An 18009-nucleotide genomic window follows, 5' to 3' on the forward strand; every position below is an offset into this window, starting at 1 on the left:
AAAAAGGAGTGACCATTCATGATTCGGTTTTCACTTAAATGCTTCGGTATGATACTTTTGTTGTTTCTTGGGGTTTTGATAGGCATGCAACACGCCAATCAAGGAATCAAGAAAATGAAAGGATATGATGATCCGGCGTTGCACAGTGCTTTTACCGTGAAGGAATCGAATCAAGGAGAAATGGAAGCAGCCATTTTGGGAAAAAAGGTGACAAGCCATGACTTGGAACAGAAGAAACAAAAGTTGGAGGAAATGAAAGCCTTCAATTTCTTCTCAACAATTGGAAAAAAGCTTGCAGAAGCTATTTCCGCCATAGTTAATACGCTAATACAAAAACTAATTTAGCGGGGTCAGTCCCCCGGTGCGTTAATGCTATAAAGCACCGGGGGACTGACCCCGTTTTGATTGTTATTGAATGTTGCTTTGGGTACTGCTATAATGAAAAATAGTGTATTTGTGCTCAGAAGAGTAGGAGTGAACGTTTTGAATAGAGAAGAAAAACTAAAGAGACAGTCAAGAATCCGTAACTTTTCCATTATCGCACACATCGACCACGGGAAATCTACTCTGGCTGACCGTATTTTAGAGAAGACGAACGCCCTGGCCCAGCGCGAGATGAAAAGCCAGCTCTTGGATTCTATGGATCTGGAGCGGGAACGCGGGATTACAATTAAATTAAATGCCGTTCAATTGAAATACAATGCCAAGGACGGAGAAGAATATATATTCCATTTGATAGATACACCGGGACATGTCGACTTTACCTATGAAGTTTCCCGATCATTGGCAGCTTGTGAAGGTGCAATTCTGGTGGTTGATGCTGCTCAAGGAATCGAAGCCCAAACGCTTGCGAATGTGTATCTGGCATTAGATAATAACCTGGAAATATTACCGATCATAAATAAGATCGATTTACCAAGCGCAGATCCTGAACGGGTGCGAAATGAAATAGAAGAAGTTATTGGCCTGGATGCATCGGAAGCCGTACTGGCCTCCGCAAAGGCGGGAATCGGGATTGAAGATATTCTGGAGCAGGTCGTAGAACTTGTACCACCACCGCAAGGAGACCCTGAGGCCCCGCTAAAAGCTCTTATTTTCGACTCCTTCTATGATGCCTATCGCGGAGTTGTAGCCTATATTCGTGTTGTTGAAGGTTCTGTAAAGCCTGGCGACAAAATCAGGATGATGGCTACTGGCAAGGAATTCGAGGTTACGGAAGTCGGCGTGCACACACCAAAAGAACAACAGCGTGATGAACTCACCGTCGGGGATGTAGGTTTTTTAACCGCATCTATTAAAAATGTCGGCGATACACGTGTGGGTGACACGATTACAAATGCAAAAAACGGTGCCACAGAAGCGCTGCCAGGTTATCGCAGACTGAACCCGATGGTTTACTGCGGATTATATCCGATTGATTCAGCCAAGTTCAACGATTTGCGGGAGGCGCTGGAGAAACTAGAGCTCAACGATTCTGCCCTCCAGTTTGAACCGGAAACATCACAGGCTTTAGGCTTTGGCTTCCGATGCGGTTTCCTCGGCCTGTTGCATATGGAAATCATCCAGGAGCGGATCGAGCGTGAATTTAAGATTGATTTAATTACGACAGCGCCGAGTGTAATCTATGACGTTGTTATGACCGACGGAGCAACCATAAAGGTGGATAACCCATCGAACATGCCCGACCCGCAAAAAATTGAACGTGTAGAAGAACCATATGTCAAGGCGACAATGATGGCACCAAATGATTATGTTGGTGCAATTATGGAGCTTTGCCAGGAAAAACGCGGCATATTTATTGACATGCAATATATGGATGAAACACGAGTTAGCATCGTATATGAAATACCGCTTTCTGAAATCGTTTATGACTTCTTTGACCAATTGAAGTCTAATACAAAAGGATATGCTTCCTTCGACTATGAACTGATTGGCTATAAGACATCAAAGTTGGTCAAAATGGACATTCTGCTTAACGGAGAAACAGTCGATGCATTAAGCTTCATTGTCCACCGCGACTTTGCCTATGACCGTGGGAAAGTGATTGTTGAAAAGCTGAAAACCTTGATACCTAGGCAACAATTCGAGGTTCCAATCCAGGCGGCTATTGGCACGAAAATCATCGCGCGGTCTACAATCAGCGCTATGCGAAAAAATGTACTTGCCAAGTGTTACGGCGGGGACATCTCACGTAAGCGAAAGTTACTCGAAAAGCAAAAAGAGGGCAAAAAGCGCATGAAGCAAGTAGGTTCTGTAGAGGTGCCGCAAGAAGCGTTCATGGCTGTGTTGAAAATGGACGATACAACACCGAAAAATTAAAAAGCATATAAGGGAGGTTAGATTTATCGTTCAACCGATATCTAACCTCTTTTTATATCGTCCCCAAGGAGGTTGTTTTAGAAATGATTAAAAGTGCCTATATCCACATCCCATTTTGTGAGCATATTTGTCATTATTGTGATTTTAATAAAGTGTTTTTACAAGGACAACCTGTAGATCGCTATTTAAATGTGCTGAAAAGAGAAATGCAGCTTTCCCTTGAAAAATATCCCCAGGATCATTTGGAAACAATTTTTGTTGGAGGCGGGACACCGACTTCCTTAAATGAAAAACAGCTGGAATTTCTTTGTCATTCGATCAAAGAAACCTTGCCGTTTGGCAAGAATATTGAATACACATTTGAGGCTAACCCTGGAGACCTTTCTGAAGAAAAGCTATCCATTTTATATAATGCGGGTGTAAACCGGCTAAGTTTCGGAGTTCAAAGCTTTAATGACGAGCTATTAAAAAAAATCGGAAGAACTCATCGCACACGTGACGTATATGAAACGATAGAAAAAGCACAAAAGATCGGATTTTCAAATATAAGTATTGATTTGATTTACGGTCTGCCTGGCCAGACAATGGAGGATTTTACAGATACGATGGAAAAAGCGCTGGCGCTAGATTTACCACATTACTCTGGATACTCCTTGATCGTTGAGCCGAAAACAGTGTTTTATAATTTAATGCAAAAGGGAAAATTGCAATTGCCTCCCCAGGAACTCGAAGCAAGCATGTATGAACGGTTAATGGATAGGATGGAAAAGCAAGGGCTTAACCAATATGAGATTAGTAACTTTGCAAAACCCGGGTTTGAAAGCCGCCACAACCTTACCTATTGGAACAACGAGGAGTATTTCGGTTTCGGTGCGGGTGCGCATGGTTACGTTTCGGGCAAAAGAGTTGCAAACTATGGGCCTTTAAAAAAATATATGACTCCTCTCGAGGAAGGGAAATTGCCGCTCATAGAGGAACATCTTGTGCCCGTTGCAGAACAAATGGAAGAGGAAATGTTCCTTGGATTAAGAAAAAATGAGGGTGTCTCGCTTGAACTATTCAGGAAGAAGTTTTCTGTTGAGATGTCAAAGGTATTCGGAGAACCGCTTGAAGAACAGCGCAAGCTCGGATTGATTGAAATGAATACTGATTGTGTGCGCCTTACGCGCAAAGGAAAGCTGCTTGGCAATGAAGTGTTCCAATCTTTTTTGGGCATAATCTAAACCGTTGACATCACTAACGTCATTTGATAATTTATTAATAGTATTAGCACTCAAGCACATAGAGTGCTAACAGGGGTGAACAATGATGCTGACTGAAAGACAATTACTAATACTTCAGGTCATTATCGATGAATTCATTCGAAGCGCACAGCCCATTGGATCGAGAAGCCTGTCGAAAAAGGATGAAATAAACTTTAGCTCAGCTACGATCCGTAATGAAATGGCAGACCTTGAAGAACTAGGGTTTATTGAAAAAACCCATACCTCTTCTGGTCGAGTTCCTTCAGAAAAAGGGTATAGATATTATGTAGACCACTTAATGCCGCCACAGGCATTGAAATTAGCTGATATGCAAAAGATTAAGTCTGTCTTTGCAGAGCGCATCTATGAAATGGAAAAGATTGTGCAGAAATCGGCGCAAATTTTATCCGAGTTAACAAACTATACAGCTATAGCTCTAGGTCCTAAGGTCAAGGAAAATAAACTTAGGAAAATCCAAATTGTCCCCTTGAATAAAGAAACGGCGATTGCGATCATTGTTACTGATACAGGCCATGTGGAAAATAAAATGTTTTCATTACCGCCTTCTTTTGACGTAAATGAAATCGAAAAGATGGCTAACATCCTTAATGACCGGCTCACTGGAGTTCCGCTTATGGAATTGAAAGATAAGATTTATAAGGAAATAGTCGTGTTGTTAAGGCAGCATCTTCACAACTATGACGAGATTCTAGGGACGCTAGCGGATACATTGGACGTTTCCAAGCCTAGAAAGCTTTTCTTCGGCGGGAAAACAAATATGTTAAGCCAGCCGGAATTCCATGATATCGACAGGGTTAAATCGCTTTTATCAATGATTGAACAGGAAAAGGGAATCTATGAACTGATGAAACAAAACCCTGCAGGTATCCATGTGAAAATTGGCCGGGAAAATAATAACTCGGTGCTAGAAGATTGTAGCTTTATAACGGCCACGTACTCCATGGGGCATGAAGAAGTAGGAACCATAGCGATTCTTGGGCCGACAAGGATGGAATACTCCAGGGTCATCAGCCTGCTTCATTTTTTTACTGCTGATTTAACGGCCCTATTGACAAAGTTGTATCAAAAGCAATAGCAAAGGCAATATTGTTAGGGTGCGGGGGCTTCCTGCTCCCCGTTCCTTTGTTGTGCTTTCATGTATGTATTACAATAATATTAAATTGCTTTTTTAAACTAGGTATAAATTCAATGAAGTGATATCCAGCTACTACGTACATGGAGGTACTAGTGCCGACGTTGCCACAGGACGTGGTGTTCTTAGTTGGCCAGCGCTCAGTCTGAAGCACAGGACGTACCAAAAAGTCGACGTTCCTTGTGTTTGGGTGCTTCCGCATTTATTATAGGGAGGTGAAAGTAATGACAGAAGAAAAGAAGAATGAAAACATTGGTGAAACTGAAACAGTTCAAGAAACCGAGGCAGAAGCGATCTTTGCTGAGGCGGATAAAATAGAAGAGGGAACTTCAGAGGAAGCTCATGAAGCTAATAAACAGGATCCGGCACAGGTGAAAATTGCTGAACTTGAAGCGAAGGTTGAAGAAATGGAAAACCGTTATCTAAGGCTGCAAGCAGATTTTGATAATGCCAGACGCCGGGCTAGATTAGACCTGGAAGCTGCCAGGAAATACAGGGCCCAGGACTTAGCGTCCGACTTGCTGCCAGCTATAGATAACTTTGAGAGGGCCACTAAAGTCGAAGCTGATAACGAGCAGACAAAATCCTTGCTTCAAGGTATGGATATGGTTTATAAAAGCTTGCTCGAGGCCTTGAAAAAAGAAGGCATCGAACCAATCGAGGCTGTGGGGAAAGAATTCGACCCACATTTACACCAGGCTGTGATGCAGGTCCAGGATGAGGATTTTGGATCCAATGTTGTGGTAGAGGAATTTCAAAAAGGATACATGCTTAAAGACCGTGTCCTTCGCCCTGCAATGGTAAAAGTGAACGAATGAGCCCTACATAAATAAATTGGAGGTAAGAAATCAATGAGCAAGATTATTGGTATTGACTTAGGTACAACAAACTCATGTGTTGCTGTATTAGAAGGCGGAGAGCCAAAAGTAATTCCGAATCCGGAAGGGGGCCGTACCACTCCATCTGTTGTTGCGTTCAAGAGTGGTGAGCGGCAAGTTGGTGAGGTTGCGAAGCGTCAGGCGATTACCAACCCTAACACAATCATTTCTATTAAACGCCATATGGGTACGGATTATAAGGTAAAAGTTGAAGATAAGGACTACTCACCTCAGGAAGTTTCAGCAATTATCCTGCAATATTTAAAATCCTATGCCGAGGAATACCTAGGAGAGAAAGTTACGAAAGCAGTTATCACTGTTCCTGCTTATTTCAACGACGCAGAACGCCAGGCAACTAAGGATGCAGGGCAAATTGCAGGGCTTGAAGTAGAGCGTATTATCAACGAACCGACAGCAGCGGCGTTGGCTTATGGATTGGACAAAACGGAAGAAGATCAGACGATCCTAGTATTCGACCTGGGAGGCGGTACTTTCGACGTTTCCATCATGGAACTTGGCGATGGCGTCTTTGAAGTAAAAGCTACAGCTGGGGACAACAGGCTAGGAGGAGATGATTTTGACCAAGTCATTATCGATTATCTCGTTGCTGAGTTCAAAAAGGATAATGGTATCGATCTTTCAAAAGACAAAATGGCTCTTCAACGCTTGAAAGATGCTGCTGAAAAAGCAAAGAAAGATCTTTCTGGCGTAACGTCTACACAAGTTTCATTGCCTTTTATCACTGCTGGTGAAGCCGGTCCGTTACACTTGGAAGTGAACTTGACAAGGGCTAAATTCGACGAACTCTCTGCAGGGCTTGTTGAACGGACAATGGGGCCGACACGTCAAGCGTTAAGAGATGCGGGCCTTTCCCCATCCGAGATCGACAAAGTCATTCTTGTTGGGGGTTCAACACGAATTCCTGCTGTTCAGGAAGCAATTCGCAAGGAAATCGGCAAAGAACCTCATAAAGGAGTTAACCCCGATGAAGTAGTAGCCATGGGTGCTGCAATTCAGGGCGGTGTGTTGACAGGGGATGTAAAAGACGTAGTACTACTTGACGTAACACCTCTTTCTTTGGGAATTGAAACCATGGGTGGAGTATTCACCAAGTTGATTGACCGCAATACGACTATACCAACAAGTAAATCTCAGGTATTCTCGACTGCAGCCGACAACCAATCAGCTGTTGATATTCATGTGCTGCAAGGGGAGCGCCCAATGGCTGCGGATAACAAAACGCTCGGCCGTTTCCAATTAAGCGACATCCCACCGGCTCCACGTGGTGTTCCACAAATCGAAGTAACCTTTGATATTGATAAGAATGGTATTGTTAATGTACGTGCCAAGGATCTTGGAACTAATAAGGAACAAGCTATTACAATTAAGTCTTCATCAGGTCTTTCAGATGATGAAATTGAACGCATGGTACGAGAAGCGGAAGAAAATGCTGAAGCAGACAAGGCGCGCAAGGAAGAAGTGGAACTTCGCAACGAGGCTGACCAGCTTGTATTTACAGTCGACAAGACTTTAAAGGATCTTGAAGGCAAAGTGGATGAAGCTGAAGTAGCAAAAGCGAACGACGCGAAAGATGCGCTTAAAGCAGCTATTGAGAAAAACGACATCAATGAAATCCGTGAAAAAAAAGATGCCCTAAACGAAATCGTCCAGAACCTGACAGTAAAGCTTTATGAAGAAGCTGCCAAAGCGCAGCAAGCTGGTGCTGATGCTGGCGAGAATAAAAACGATGATAATATCGTTGACGCCGATTTCACCGAAGTAAATGATGATGATAAAAAGTAATAGAAATCTATAAACCTTTTTGCAGCAAAAGTCAAAGTCAGGTTATCTTGGCTTTGGCTTTTTTCATTTAAGTATAAATTGGCAGCAACGATGTTGAGGTGGCGTAGTGGTTAAGTTTAAGAATAAAGTGGAACACAGGCAAGAACACTACGTCCTGTGACAACGCCTGTGTGACCCGCGTTCTGTGCGGCTAACTCCCCTCTGTCTTCGCCTTTTAAGGCTCTCCAATCGGTGAGTTTTCTCCATCTGTAAATCAAAGAGGAAAGGGAATACCCTTGCGGAACAGTTACAAGTGCTCTTTTCTTATTGCAACAGTAGCTTTAAAAATGATAAAATTATCGTTATGTGAAACGATTCGGGAGTGGATTAACAATGAGTAAACGCGATTACTATGAAGTGCTAGGGATATCCAAAAGCGCTTCTAAAGATGAGATAAAAAAGGCATATCGTAAGCTCTCCAAAAAATATCACCCTGATATAAACAAGGAAGCTGATGCAGCAGATAAATTCAAGGAAATAACGGAAGCGTATGAAGTGTTAAGCGATGACCAAAAGAAAGCCCATTATGACCAATTCGGCCATACAGATCCAAACCAGGGGTTTGGCGGCGCGGATTTTGGCGGCTTTGGCGGTTTCGAGGATATTTTTAGCACCTTCTTTGGCGGAGGTGGCCGAAGAAGGGATCCTAATGCCCCGCGCCAGGGTGCTGACCTTCAATACACCATGACTCTTTCTTTTGAGGAAGCAGTATTTGGGAAAGAAACTGAAATCGAGATTCCGCGTGAAGAAGAGTGTGAAACATGTAAAGGTACCGGGGCTAAGCCAGGAACAAAAGTAAACACATGCTCCCACTGTCAAGGAACCGGTCAAATAAGTGTTGAACAAAATACCCCGCTCGGACGGATTGTGAATAGAAGAACCTGCCATCACTGCCAGGGAACAGGGAAGATCATTCCTGAGAAATGCTCCACTTGCGGCGGCTCAGGTAAGGTAAGGAAACGGAAAAAAATCCAGGTTAAGGTTCCGGCTGGAATCGATGACGGCCAGCAGTTGCGGGTATCTGGACAGGGTGAACCTGGAATCAACGGCGGGCCTGCAGGAGATTTATATGTTGTATTCCATGTCCGCTCCCATGAATTCTTTGAGCGCGATGGGGATGACGTTTATTGCGAAATGCCGATCACGTTTGCCCAGGCAGCTCTTGGTGATGAGATAGAAGTGCCAACACTGCATGGCAAAGTAAAATTGAAAGTGCCTACCGGAACACAGACAGGAACGCGGTTCCGTTTAAGGGGTAAAGGTATACCAAATGTCAGGGGCTATGGCCAAGGAGACCAACACGTAGTAATCCTCGTAGTAACACCAAGAAAATTAACGGAAAAACAAAAGCAGCTGCTTAAGGAATTTGCGGATATCAGCGGACAAGTTTCCCCTGATGAACAAGAGGAAAGCTTTTTTGCTAAAGTTAAGCGGGCTTTTAAAGGTGATTAATAGAAACAGGAGTGGTAGAGATGAAGTGGTCTGAAATTGCAATCCATACAACAAACGAAGCGGTGGAGCCCGTCTCCAACATTTTGCACGAGGCGGGTGCGAGTGGAGTTGTCATTGAAGACCCCCATGATCTCTATAAAGAGCGTGAAAATGTGTTTGGGGAAATCTATCAGTTAAATCCTGCCGACTATCCGGATGAAGGTGTAATAGTAAAAGCCTATTTGCCTGTTAACAGCTTTCTTGGAGAAACGGTCGATGCAATAAAGGAAGCCATTAACAATCTGCTTTTATTTGATATTGATCTTGGCCGAAATGCGGTTTCAATAAGTGAAGTAAACGAAGAAGAATGGGCGACTGCTTGGAAAAAGTATTATAATCCGGTTAAAATTTCAGAGCGTTTCACAATCGTACCAACCTGGGAAGATTACGCGCCGGTTTCAAGCGATGAGCTTATCATCGAATTGGATCCCGGAATGGCTTTCGGTACAGGTACCCATCCTACAACGGTAATGTGTATTCAGGCTCTGGAAAGAACGGTTAAACCTGGTGATATGGTGGTTGACGTCGGAACCGGCTCAGGAGTACTAAGCATAGCTGCTGCCTTATTACAAGCCAGGGGCGTTACCGCCCTTGACCTTGATGAGGTTGCGGTTGCTTCCGCCAAAATCAATGTCAAGCTAAATAAAGTACATGATGTTGTTTCGGTGTCACAAAACAATTTGTTGGATGGGGTTGAAGGTTCTGCGGATGTTGTTGTGGCCAATATACTTGCCGAAGTTATTGTCCGCTTTACCGATGATGTGGCAAAGGTCGTAAAGCCATCCGGGTACTTCATTGCTTCTGGCATCATTGGGCAGAAGAAACAGGAAGTGAAGGATGCGATGATTGCTTCTGGTTTTTCGATTGAAGAAACAATCCTTATGGAAGATTGGGTTGCTATTATAGCGAAGAGAAATCACTAAACAACAAGGCGCTCATTACCTCAGGATAATGATGCGCCATTTTTCCCTCATTAATATCTGGAAAAGCAGGTGCATAAAGTGCAGCGATATTTTTTGCATGAAGATGATTTTCAAGGGAATACCTTCAGGATCTCAGGTGAGGATTACCATCATATTACCAGGGTAATGAGGATGGAGTCGGGTGACCGATTGATTTGTGTCAAACAGGAAGGCCAGGCTGCATTGTGCGAAATTACAGAAATTGCTAATGATACAGTAGCAGGAACAGTTATAGAATGGAAGAATGAAAATAATGAGCTGCCAGTAAAGGTAGCTATAGCGAGCGGGCTGCCTAAAGGGGATAAATTGGAGTATATCGTTCAGAAAGGGACGGAGCTTGGGGCCCATGAATTTATCCCTTTTATTGCTGCCCGTTCTATTGTGAAATGGGACCCTAAAAAGGCAATTAAGAAAACGGAACGCCTGGAGAAAATTGCAAAGGAAGCAGCTGAGCAATCCCATAGAACAATTATTCCGGAAGTATTCCATCCTAAAACATTAGCAGATTTGGTTTCTTGCGGGCAGGAATTTGACTTTAAGCTGATCGCATTTGAAGAAGAAGCAAAAAGAGGGGAAACAGGTGCCCTTGCATCCGTACTCCGTGAAATAAAACCCGGACAGTCGCTTCTCTTTGTTTTCGGGCCTGAAGGCGGGCTTGACCAAAGTGAAATAGATAAGCTGATAGAAGCTGGCTTTTTGGCCTGCGGGCTTGGGCCTAGAATATTACGGACAGAAACAGCACCGCTTTATGCATTAAGTGCTGTTTCCTATCAATTAGAATTATTGAGGTGATTAAACATGGCAACTGTTGCCTTTCATACATTAGGATGTAAAGTGAACCATTATGAAACAGAAGCAATATGGCAGCTATTTAAATCAGAGGGATATGAGCGCACGGATTTTGAATCTTCAGCTGATGTCTATGTTATTAATACTTGCACCGTTACAAACACAGGGGACAAAAAGAGCCGTCAGGTCATCCGCCGCGCGATCCGCAAAAATCCTGATGCTGTTATTGCGGTTACCGGGTGTTACGCTCAAACATCACCGGCAGAAATCATGGCTATTCCAGGTGTTGATATTGTTGTGGGAACTCAGGACCGTACAAAAATGCTTGGATATATCGAACAATACAAGCGAGAACGCCAACCGATTAATGGTGTAGGCAATATCATGAAGACTCGTGTTTATGAAGAGCTTGACGTACCGGCATTTACTGACCGCACACGCGCTTCGCTAAAAATCCAGGAAGGCTGCAATAACTTTTGTACCTTCTGTATTATCCCTTGGGCTCGTGGCTTAATGAGGTCCCGTGATCCGAAGGAAGTAATTCGCCAGGCGCAGCAGCTTGTCGATGCAGGGTATAAAGAAATCGTCCTGACCGGTATCCACACCGGCGGTTACGGGGAGGATATGAAGGATTATAACCTTGCCATGCTCCTCCGCGACTTGGAAAATCAAGTCCAAGGATTAAAGCGGCTCCGGATTTCTTCGATTGAAGCGAGCCAGATTACGGATGACGTCATCGAAGTGCTGGCCAATTCAGAAAAGGTTGTACGCCATCTGCATATTCCAATTCAATCAGGGTCGGATACTGTTTTGAAGAGGATGAGAAGAAAGTATACGATGGCCTTTTTTGCTGACCGTTTAAACAAGCTTAAAAAGGCGCTTCCTGGCCTTGCAATCACTTCCGATGTGATTGTGGGCTTCCCTGGGGAAACGGAAGAGGAATTCATGGATACCTACAATTTTATTAAAGAGCACAAATTTTCTGAGCTTCACGTGTTCCCTTATTCGAAACGTACAGGTACGCCTGCTGCCAGAATGGAAGACCAAATCGATGAAGAAGTGAAAAACGAGCGGGTTCACCGTCTAATTTTCCTATCAGATCAGCTTGCAAAAGAATATGCTTCTGAATTCGAGGGAGAAGTATTGGAAGTTATACCTGAAGAACGCTTTGAAGAAAAACCGGAAAGCGGATTATATGTAGGGTATACCGATAACTATTTGAAGGTCGTATTCCCCGCCAATGAACAAATGGTCGGTGAGATTGTTAAGGTGAAAATAACAAAGGCTGGTTATCCATATAACGAAGGGCAATTCGTCACTATTGTAAAAGATGGCCCTGCATTGAAGGAAGCAGTTAATGGGTAACACTGTATGTAATAGGGGCAGCGGCATATAAGCCGCTGCCTTTATCATGCTTAGGACATATTTCTATACTTATAAGCAGATAACTAGAATATCATGAGCTCGAGCTCGAAAACGTTTGTTAAACGTGATAGGATGTACAAGTATGTACAACTTTATTTCCGTTTGGAAGGAGATCATAAAATATGGTACACAATGTGGCAGGACTCATTGACCATACCTTGCTAAAAGCAGATGCAACAAAACAGCAAATTAAAACCCTTTGTGAGGAGGCACGGGAATATAAATTTGCCTCTGTCTGCGTCAACCCTACATGGGTAAGTTATGCGGCTGATTTATTGAAAGGCTCAGGTGTTAAGGTTTGTACTGTTATTGGTTTCCCGTTAGGGGCCAATACGCCTGAAACGAAAGCATTTGAAACACGAAATGCGATCGAAAACGGGGCAGATGAAGTAGATATGGTAATCAATATCGGCGCTATTAAGGACAAGGATGATGAACTTGTCGAAAGGGACATACGTGCTGTTGCAGAAGCAGCAAAAGGAAAAGCGCTAACAAAGGTTATCATTGAAACCTCTCTTTTAACTGAAGAAGAAAAGGTCCGAGCCTGTAAACTATCTGTAAAGGCTGGTTCTGACTACGTAAAAACATCTACCGGTTTCTCTACAGGCGGGGCAACTGCTGAAGACGTAGTGCTTATGAGAAAAACCGTAGGCCCCCATATTGGAGTAAAGGCCTCCGGCGGAGTTCGAAACACAGAAGATGCCCAGAGAGTAATCGAAGCAGGCGCAACAAGAATCGGCGCGAGTGCGGGAGTCTCCATTGTAAAAGGTTTAACAGCAGAGTCCGACTATTGATACTTAACGGCTTCCAGTAGAGGACGGCCCATGAAGCAACAGGATGAATTTCGAAAACGAACCGGAAAAAGGAAGAACTGCCATCGATGTAATGACATTGAACAAAACCCCGGCGTGGGCCAGTTGAACCGCTTTATTGGAGGTGAAAAAGGCTGCTGCATCTTCCAGCGGGCCAATTAAAGGAATGAATGCAAGCACACCGAGAACATTCAGCCAAATATGGGCGTAGGCAGTAAAACGTGCTTGATCTCCGGATCCGAGGCTAGCCATATATCCTGTAATGCATGTACCAATATTGGAACCCAGCATAATGGCGATTCCTGTAAATACAGTTAATTCCCCTCCAGCTAAAAAGCTCATCGCGATCCCTATGGTTGCTGAACTGGAATGAATCAAAGCTGTAAAGGCCATTCCTATCAAAATCGCAATAAATAAGTTGTTCTCCATACTTTGTATCAAAGTATCCGTTATTGAAAACGAGGAAATAGGTCCTGCAAGGTTCTTAAACCCATTCATTGCAGTGAAAATGGAGGCTAGACCAATCATCGCGGTTCCTATACTTTTACAAACAGTCTTTGGGATCAGCCATAGGAGTGCCCCTGCGGCGGCTCCAGGAAGAATATATGTTTCTAAGGAGATCGTCATAAATTCTGCCGTTAAAGTGGAACCGATGTTGGAACCGAGAATAATCCCAATCGTTTGAGAAAAACTCAGGCTGCCTGCTGAAACTAGTCCAACGGTCATTACCATGACTGCAGAGCTGCTTTGCAGAAGCCCGGTTATAAAAGTGCCGGTGATAAATCCCTTCAAAGGTGTGCCTGTGACCTTAGAAAGCACAGCTTTTAACGATTGACCTGAAAGATTGAATAAACCGATTCGCAGCAAGGCCATTCCAGTTAAAAAAACTAATATATAGATAATGAAAAGAAGAAGCTCACGCATAATATCCCTCCATGTTTCATCTTATGGAAAGCAAGAGGGGAACATGTCTAATTAACATTGGCCAAACTTAATAAAAGTAAATTGATTAATTTGGTTGACCCGCAATAATCCATATATTATAATATTTAAGTACATGTTTAAACATGTTGCCAACTTTGAGTTAGTGTGTTGTTTTCGGAGGGAGGGAAAGAGATGTCTAAAACCGTCGTTCGTAAAAACGAATCGCTTGAAGATGCTCTTCGTCGTTTCAAACGTACTGTATCTAAAGCAGGATCGCTTCAGGAAGCAAGAAAGCGTGAATTCTATGAAAAGCCAAGCGTTAAACGTAAGAAGAAGTCTGAAGCTGCTAGAAAACGTAAATACTAATAGAGGGTGGAATAATGAGTCTACTCGAGCGTTTAAATAATGATATGAAACAAGCGATGAAGAACAAGGAAAAGGACAGACTCTCTGTTATCCGTATGCTTAAAGCTTCTCTTCAAAATGAAGGGATTAAAGCCGGCAAACAGGAATTGACAGAAGAGGAAGAATTGACAGTACTTTCTCGCGAATTAAAACAACGCAAAGACTCCCTCCAAGAGTTTGAAAATGCTGGTAGAACAGACCTTGTGGAAAAAATACGTACCGAACTTGGCTACGTTGAGGTATATTTACCGGAGCAGCTCTCAGAAGAGGAAATCGATTCGATCATTAAAGAAACTATCGAAGAAGTGAATGCTACTTCGAAGGCCGATATGGGGAGAGTTATGGCTGCCTTGATGCCAAAGGTAAAAGGCAAGGCAGACGGCTCCATGGTCAATAAATTAGTACAACAACATCTATCCTAAACTCGAAACCTAAACCGCAGGCATTCATATTGCTTGCGGTTTTTTACATTATGCATTTTTACTCAAGTTTTATGAAACTTTCTGTCTATAACAGCGTAATTAGAAGTAGAAGGGCAAAATCGCCGAAAGGAGGAAGCTTGCTTGGGACTTTGGCGCTCAGCCTTTTTCATGATCATTAGTATGCTTGCTTTTTTACTGTTTTTTCAATCTGCTTCAGTTGCAAAAAGTGAAAAAGTTTATATTGTACCGGTTCAGAATACTGTAGAAAATGGGTTATATGCATTCCTGGAAAGAGCATTTCAAACCGCTGAGAGTAATAAAGCCGACCTGGTCATATTAGAAATTAATACACCTGGTGGTGCCATTGATGCTGCTGGGAAGATAGGGAAGCTAATCAGTGACACACCAATAAAAACGGCAGCCTTTGTGAACAACAGGGCACTTTCCTCTGGTGCTTATATTTCATTAAATGCCGATGAGATCTATATGGTTCCGAATGCTACTATCGGTTCAGCCGCCGTGATTGATTCATCTGGTAATATGGCTGGCAAAAAAGCTCAATCCTATTGGGTAGCAGCGATGGAAACGGCAGCTGAACAAAACGGTCGTGATGCGAAGTATGCAAGGGCGATGGCAGAGGAAGGGATTATCCTTCCAGAAATAGATAAGAAAAAAGGGAGCCTTCTTACCTTGACAGCTGAAGAAGCTCAAAGGGTGGGTTATAGTAACGGCACGGTTTCGGGAAGTGCCGCTCTGCTAGAGGAACTTGGCCTTGAAGATGCTGCCATTCGGCATGTAAACGAAACGTTTTCCGAAAAGCTGTCCCGTTTTTTAACGAGCCCTTTCGTTGTGCCGTTTCTCTTGACAATTGCTGCTGTAGGACTTGTGTTTGAGTTGTTTTCCCCTGGCTTTGGCATTCCCGGTTTGACTGGTATAACTGCATTGATTCTATTTTTCTATGGCCATCTTGTTGCGGGACTTGCAGGATATGAAACAATTGCTTTGTTTATAATCGGAATCATCTTGATTGTGCTTGAGTTGTTCCTCCCTGGCGGCATTATTGGGATTTTTGGGTTTGCAGCTGTAATAGCAAGCTTATTTATGGCATCAGGTGATGTGATAAACATGGCCTTTTCCCTTGTAATTGCTCTTACAGCATCTATTTTGGTTTCTATCCTATTCGTAAAGGTGTTTGGTAGGAAAATGAATTTTTTTAAGAAAATGATTTTAACAGATTCAACAAAAACAGAAAAAGGCTATGTGTCCAATCAAAACCGTCTGGATCTAATTAGGAAACAGGGCCGTGCCCTGACTGATTTAAGGCCATCTGGAACTGCCATCATCCAAGAAGAACGGGTGGATGTAGTAACAGAAGGCAGCTTTATTGGCAAGGGCACCTTGGTTAAGGTAATTAAGGCAGAAGGGTCGCGTATTGTCGTCAGGGAAGTAGATGAAACTATCGCAATGGAGGATTGAATATGGAATTAACTTCAGGCACTATATTATTAATTTTGGCGATTATTGCGGGAATTGTTGTACTCTCAGTTTTCTTAACGTTTGTACCGGTGATGCTCTGGATCTCCGCACTTGCAGCGGGTGTAAGGGTATCTATCTTTACCCTTATCGGTATGAGGTTAAGGCGTGTCATTCCAAACCGTGTCGTTAATCCGCTCATTAAAGCTCATAAGGCAGGTTTGGATGTGACTACAAACCAGCTGGAAAGCCATTACCTTGCTGGAGGGAATGTCGACCGGGTAGTTAATGCATTAATTGCAGCGCAGCGTGCCAATATCGAGCTGTCCTTTGAAAGAAGTGCAGCAATTGATCTTGCAGGAAGAGATGTTTTGCAGGCCGTGCAAATGAGTGTAAATCCCAAAGTGATTGAGACACCTTTCATTGCAGGGGTGGCTATGGATGGCATTGAGGTAAAAGCGAAGGCGAGAATCACTGTGCGGGCGAATATTGACCGTTTAGTCGGTGGGGCCGGAGAAGAAACAGTCATTGCCCGTGTTGGTGAAGGAATTGTTTCGACAATCGGTTCATCTGAAAACCATAAAAAGGTTTTGGAAAATCCCGATATGATTTCGAGAACCGTTTTATCCAAGGGACTCGATGCTGGCACTGCATTTGAAATTCTTTCGATTGATATTGCGGATGTGGACATTGGCAAGAATATTGGGGCCATTCTACAGACTGATCAAGCAGAAGCTGATAAAAAGATAGCCCAAGCAAAAGCCGAAGAGCGACGGGCGATGGCTGTAGCGCAGGAGCAGGAAATGATGGCGCGCGTCCAGGAAATGAGGGCGAAGGTTGTGCAGGCTGAAGCCGAAGTTCCGTTAGCCATGGCGGAGGCCCTAAAAGAAGGGAATATCGGAGTAATGGATTATATGAATATTCAAAATATCTCCGCTGATACAGAAATGCGTGATTCCATTGGCAGGGTTTCCAAAGATCCAAAGGATAAAAAGTAATGGATAAACCGGATCTCGCATCAGGAGGGATTGGATGGAATTCTTATTTGAATTATTGTTAAACAACCTCCCCTTTATCATTATTGTTGTGGGAGTCATTTATTCTTTTATCGGTAAACGGAGATCGTCTGCCCAACAGGAGCAAAAAAAGAGAAAGACAGTTCCAGAGATCTTTAAAGAGGCTTGGGATGAACAAAATAATGAAGCACGAACTCTACCAAGGCAACAAAAGACCATACAGCCTGATACCGAAAATCACCCTGTAGCTCCTGATATAGCAGCCAGTCAGTTAGAAGGCAAGCTGAATCAAGCAAGGAAAGACTTGGCATTAGTACTTTCCGCGGATGGTAAGGAAACTCGTGCTCCCGGTGAGAGGATTGCAGAGCATAATGAATACGAGGCACATAGGCCTGATCTGCATTTTGACAGGCAAAAACTTATAGATGGTATTATTATGGCTGAGGTTCTGGGTCCGCCCAAATCAAGACAAAAAAGAAGATAGCATGAAGCTTTGCTTTGCGTGAAAAAAATGTGCTAGAACCCTCTTTCATTTCATACATTTGAGATGAAAGGGGGTTCTTTTTTATGGCACCTAAATGGGGGCAAAACATTAAAAAGCTACTTGTCAAAACCATGGACCTTCCGCAAGATGTCATGATGGACCTGCCGCGAATTACATTGATAGGACAATTACATATTTATATTGAAAACCATAGAGGGCTCCTTACCTTTACAGATACAGAAGTCCGGCTGATGTTAAAAAAAGGCCAGCTTCTGATAAAAGGGAATGAATTTGTCATCAAAACGATCTTGCCTGAAGAAATCATGCTACAAGGAAAGATCGACCAGGTATATTTTATAAAAGAGTAATA

At 43.2% G+C, this 18009-nt stretch carries 18 protein-coding genes; 17 read left to right on the top strand and 1 reads right to left on the bottom strand.

The features are described from left to right. The first annotated feature begins 18 nt into the window (after positions 1–18). The 11 genes from CUU64_RS04330 (at position 19) to deoC (ending at position 12897) form a co-directional block, all read left to right on the top strand. Entirely contained in the window at positions 19–345 is a 327-nt protein-coding gene (locus CUU64_RS04330) for a YqxA family protein (protein ID WP_101632051.1), read from the top strand. A gap of 138 nt (positions 346–483) precedes the next feature. Beyond that, the gene (gene lepA, locus CUU64_RS04335) at positions 484–2319 is read left to right on the top strand and encodes a translation elongation factor 4 (RefSeq protein ID WP_101632052.1); all 1836 of its coding nucleotides are present in this window, start codon (positions 484–486) and stop codon (positions 2317–2319) included. An 83-nt stretch (positions 2320–2402) separates the two neighbouring features. Next, positions 2403–3542, top strand: a complete 1140-nt coding sequence (hemW, locus tag CUU64_RS04340; protein WP_101632053.1) for a radical SAM family heme chaperone HemW — start codon at positions 2403–2405, stop codon at positions 3540–3542. Between the two features lie 85 nt (positions 3543–3627). Beyond that, positions 3628–4659 (top strand): heat-inducible transcriptional repressor HrcA, encoded by a 1032-nt coding sequence (hrcA, locus tag CUU64_RS04345; RefSeq protein WP_101632054.1) that lies wholly within the window; start codon positions 3628–3630, stop codon positions 4657–4659. A 281-nt stretch (positions 4660–4940) separates the two neighbouring features. Continuing rightward, complete coding sequence (gene grpE / locus CUU64_RS04350) at positions 4941–5534, top strand: nucleotide exchange factor GrpE (protein ID WP_101632055.1); 594 nt, start codon at positions 4941–4943, stop codon at positions 5532–5534. A gap of 33 nt (positions 5535–5567) precedes the next feature. Next, entirely contained in the window at positions 5568–7397 is a 1830-nt protein-coding gene (dnaK, locus tag CUU64_RS04355) for a molecular chaperone DnaK (RefSeq protein WP_101632056.1), read from the top strand. Between the two features lie 372 nt (positions 7398–7769). After that, positions 7770–8888, top strand: coding sequence for a molecular chaperone DnaJ (dnaJ, locus tag CUU64_RS04360; protein WP_101632057.1), 1119 nt, complete (start codon positions 7770–7772; stop codon positions 8886–8888). Positions 8889–8908: 20 nt separating this feature from the next. Continuing rightward, positions 8909–9850 carry a 50S ribosomal protein L11 methyltransferase gene (gene prmA / locus CUU64_RS04365; RefSeq protein ID WP_101632058.1) on the top strand — a complete coding sequence of 314 codons (942 nt, stop codon included), beginning with the start codon at positions 8909–8911 and terminating at the stop codon, positions 9848–9850. Between the two features lie 78 nt (positions 9851–9928). Continuing rightward, positions 9929–10681: a 16S rRNA (uracil(1498)-N(3))-methyltransferase gene (locus CUU64_RS04370; RefSeq protein WP_101632059.1), complete on the top strand. Its 753-nt coding sequence runs from the start codon at positions 9929–9931 to the stop codon at positions 10679–10681. Between the two features lie 6 nt (positions 10682–10687). After that, positions 10688–12043 (top strand): tRNA (N(6)-L-threonylcarbamoyladenosine(37)-C(2))-methylthiotransferase MtaB, encoded by a 1356-nt coding sequence (mtaB, locus tag CUU64_RS04375; protein WP_101632060.1) that lies wholly within the window; start codon positions 10688–10690, stop codon positions 12041–12043. Between the two features lie 182 nt (positions 12044–12225). Continuing rightward, positions 12226–12897, top strand: a complete 672-nt coding sequence (gene deoC / locus CUU64_RS04380; RefSeq protein WP_101632061.1) for a deoxyribose-phosphate aldolase — start codon at positions 12226–12228, stop codon at positions 12895–12897. A 3-nt stretch (positions 12898–12900) separates the two neighbouring features. On the opposite strand, the gene CUU64_RS04385 is transcribed toward deoC, so the two are convergent. Beyond that, on the bottom strand, positions 12901–13839 hold the full coding sequence (locus CUU64_RS04385; RefSeq protein WP_101632062.1) for a Na/Pi symporter: 939 nt from the start codon (positions 13837–13839) through the stop codon (positions 12901–12903). A 192-nt stretch (positions 13840–14031) separates the two neighbouring features. Between CUU64_RS04385 and rpsU the strand changes: the two genes are divergently transcribed. From rpsU to yqfC, 6 genes are all read left to right on the top strand, one after another. Continuing rightward, positions 14032–14205: a 30S ribosomal protein S21 gene (rpsU, locus tag CUU64_RS04390; RefSeq protein ID WP_101632063.1), complete on the top strand. Its 174-nt coding sequence runs from the start codon at positions 14032–14034 to the stop codon at positions 14203–14205. 14 nt (positions 14206–14219) lie between these two features. After that, positions 14220–14666, top strand: coding sequence for a GatB/YqeY domain-containing protein (locus CUU64_RS04395; protein ID WP_101632064.1), 447 nt, complete (start codon positions 14220–14222; stop codon positions 14664–14666). 168 nt (positions 14667–14834) lie between these two features. After that, positions 14835–16142, top strand: a complete 1308-nt coding sequence (locus CUU64_RS04400; RefSeq protein WP_101632917.1) for an NfeD family protein — start codon at positions 14835–14837, stop codon at positions 16140–16142. A 2-nt stretch (positions 16143–16144) separates the two neighbouring features. Next, the gene (gene floA, locus CUU64_RS04405) at positions 16145–17137 is read left to right on the top strand and encodes a flotillin-like protein FloA (protein WP_101632065.1); all 993 of its coding nucleotides are present in this window, start codon (positions 16145–16147) and stop codon (positions 17135–17137) included. Positions 17138–17171: 34 nt separating this feature from the next. Next, entirely contained in the window at positions 17172–17639 is a 468-nt protein-coding gene (locus CUU64_RS04410) for a hypothetical protein (protein WP_101632066.1), read from the top strand. 83 nt (positions 17640–17722) lie between these two features. After that, positions 17723–18007: a sporulation protein YqfC gene (gene yqfC, locus CUU64_RS04415; protein ID WP_101632067.1), complete on the top strand. Its 285-nt coding sequence runs from the start codon at positions 17723–17725 to the stop codon at positions 18005–18007. Positions 18008–18009 lie beyond the last annotated feature (2 nt).

The sequence above is a fragment of the Bacillus sp. V5-8f genome (assembly GCF_002863565.1).
Taxonomy (GTDB): Bacteria; Bacillota; Bacilli; order Bacillales; family DSM-1321; genus Peribacillus.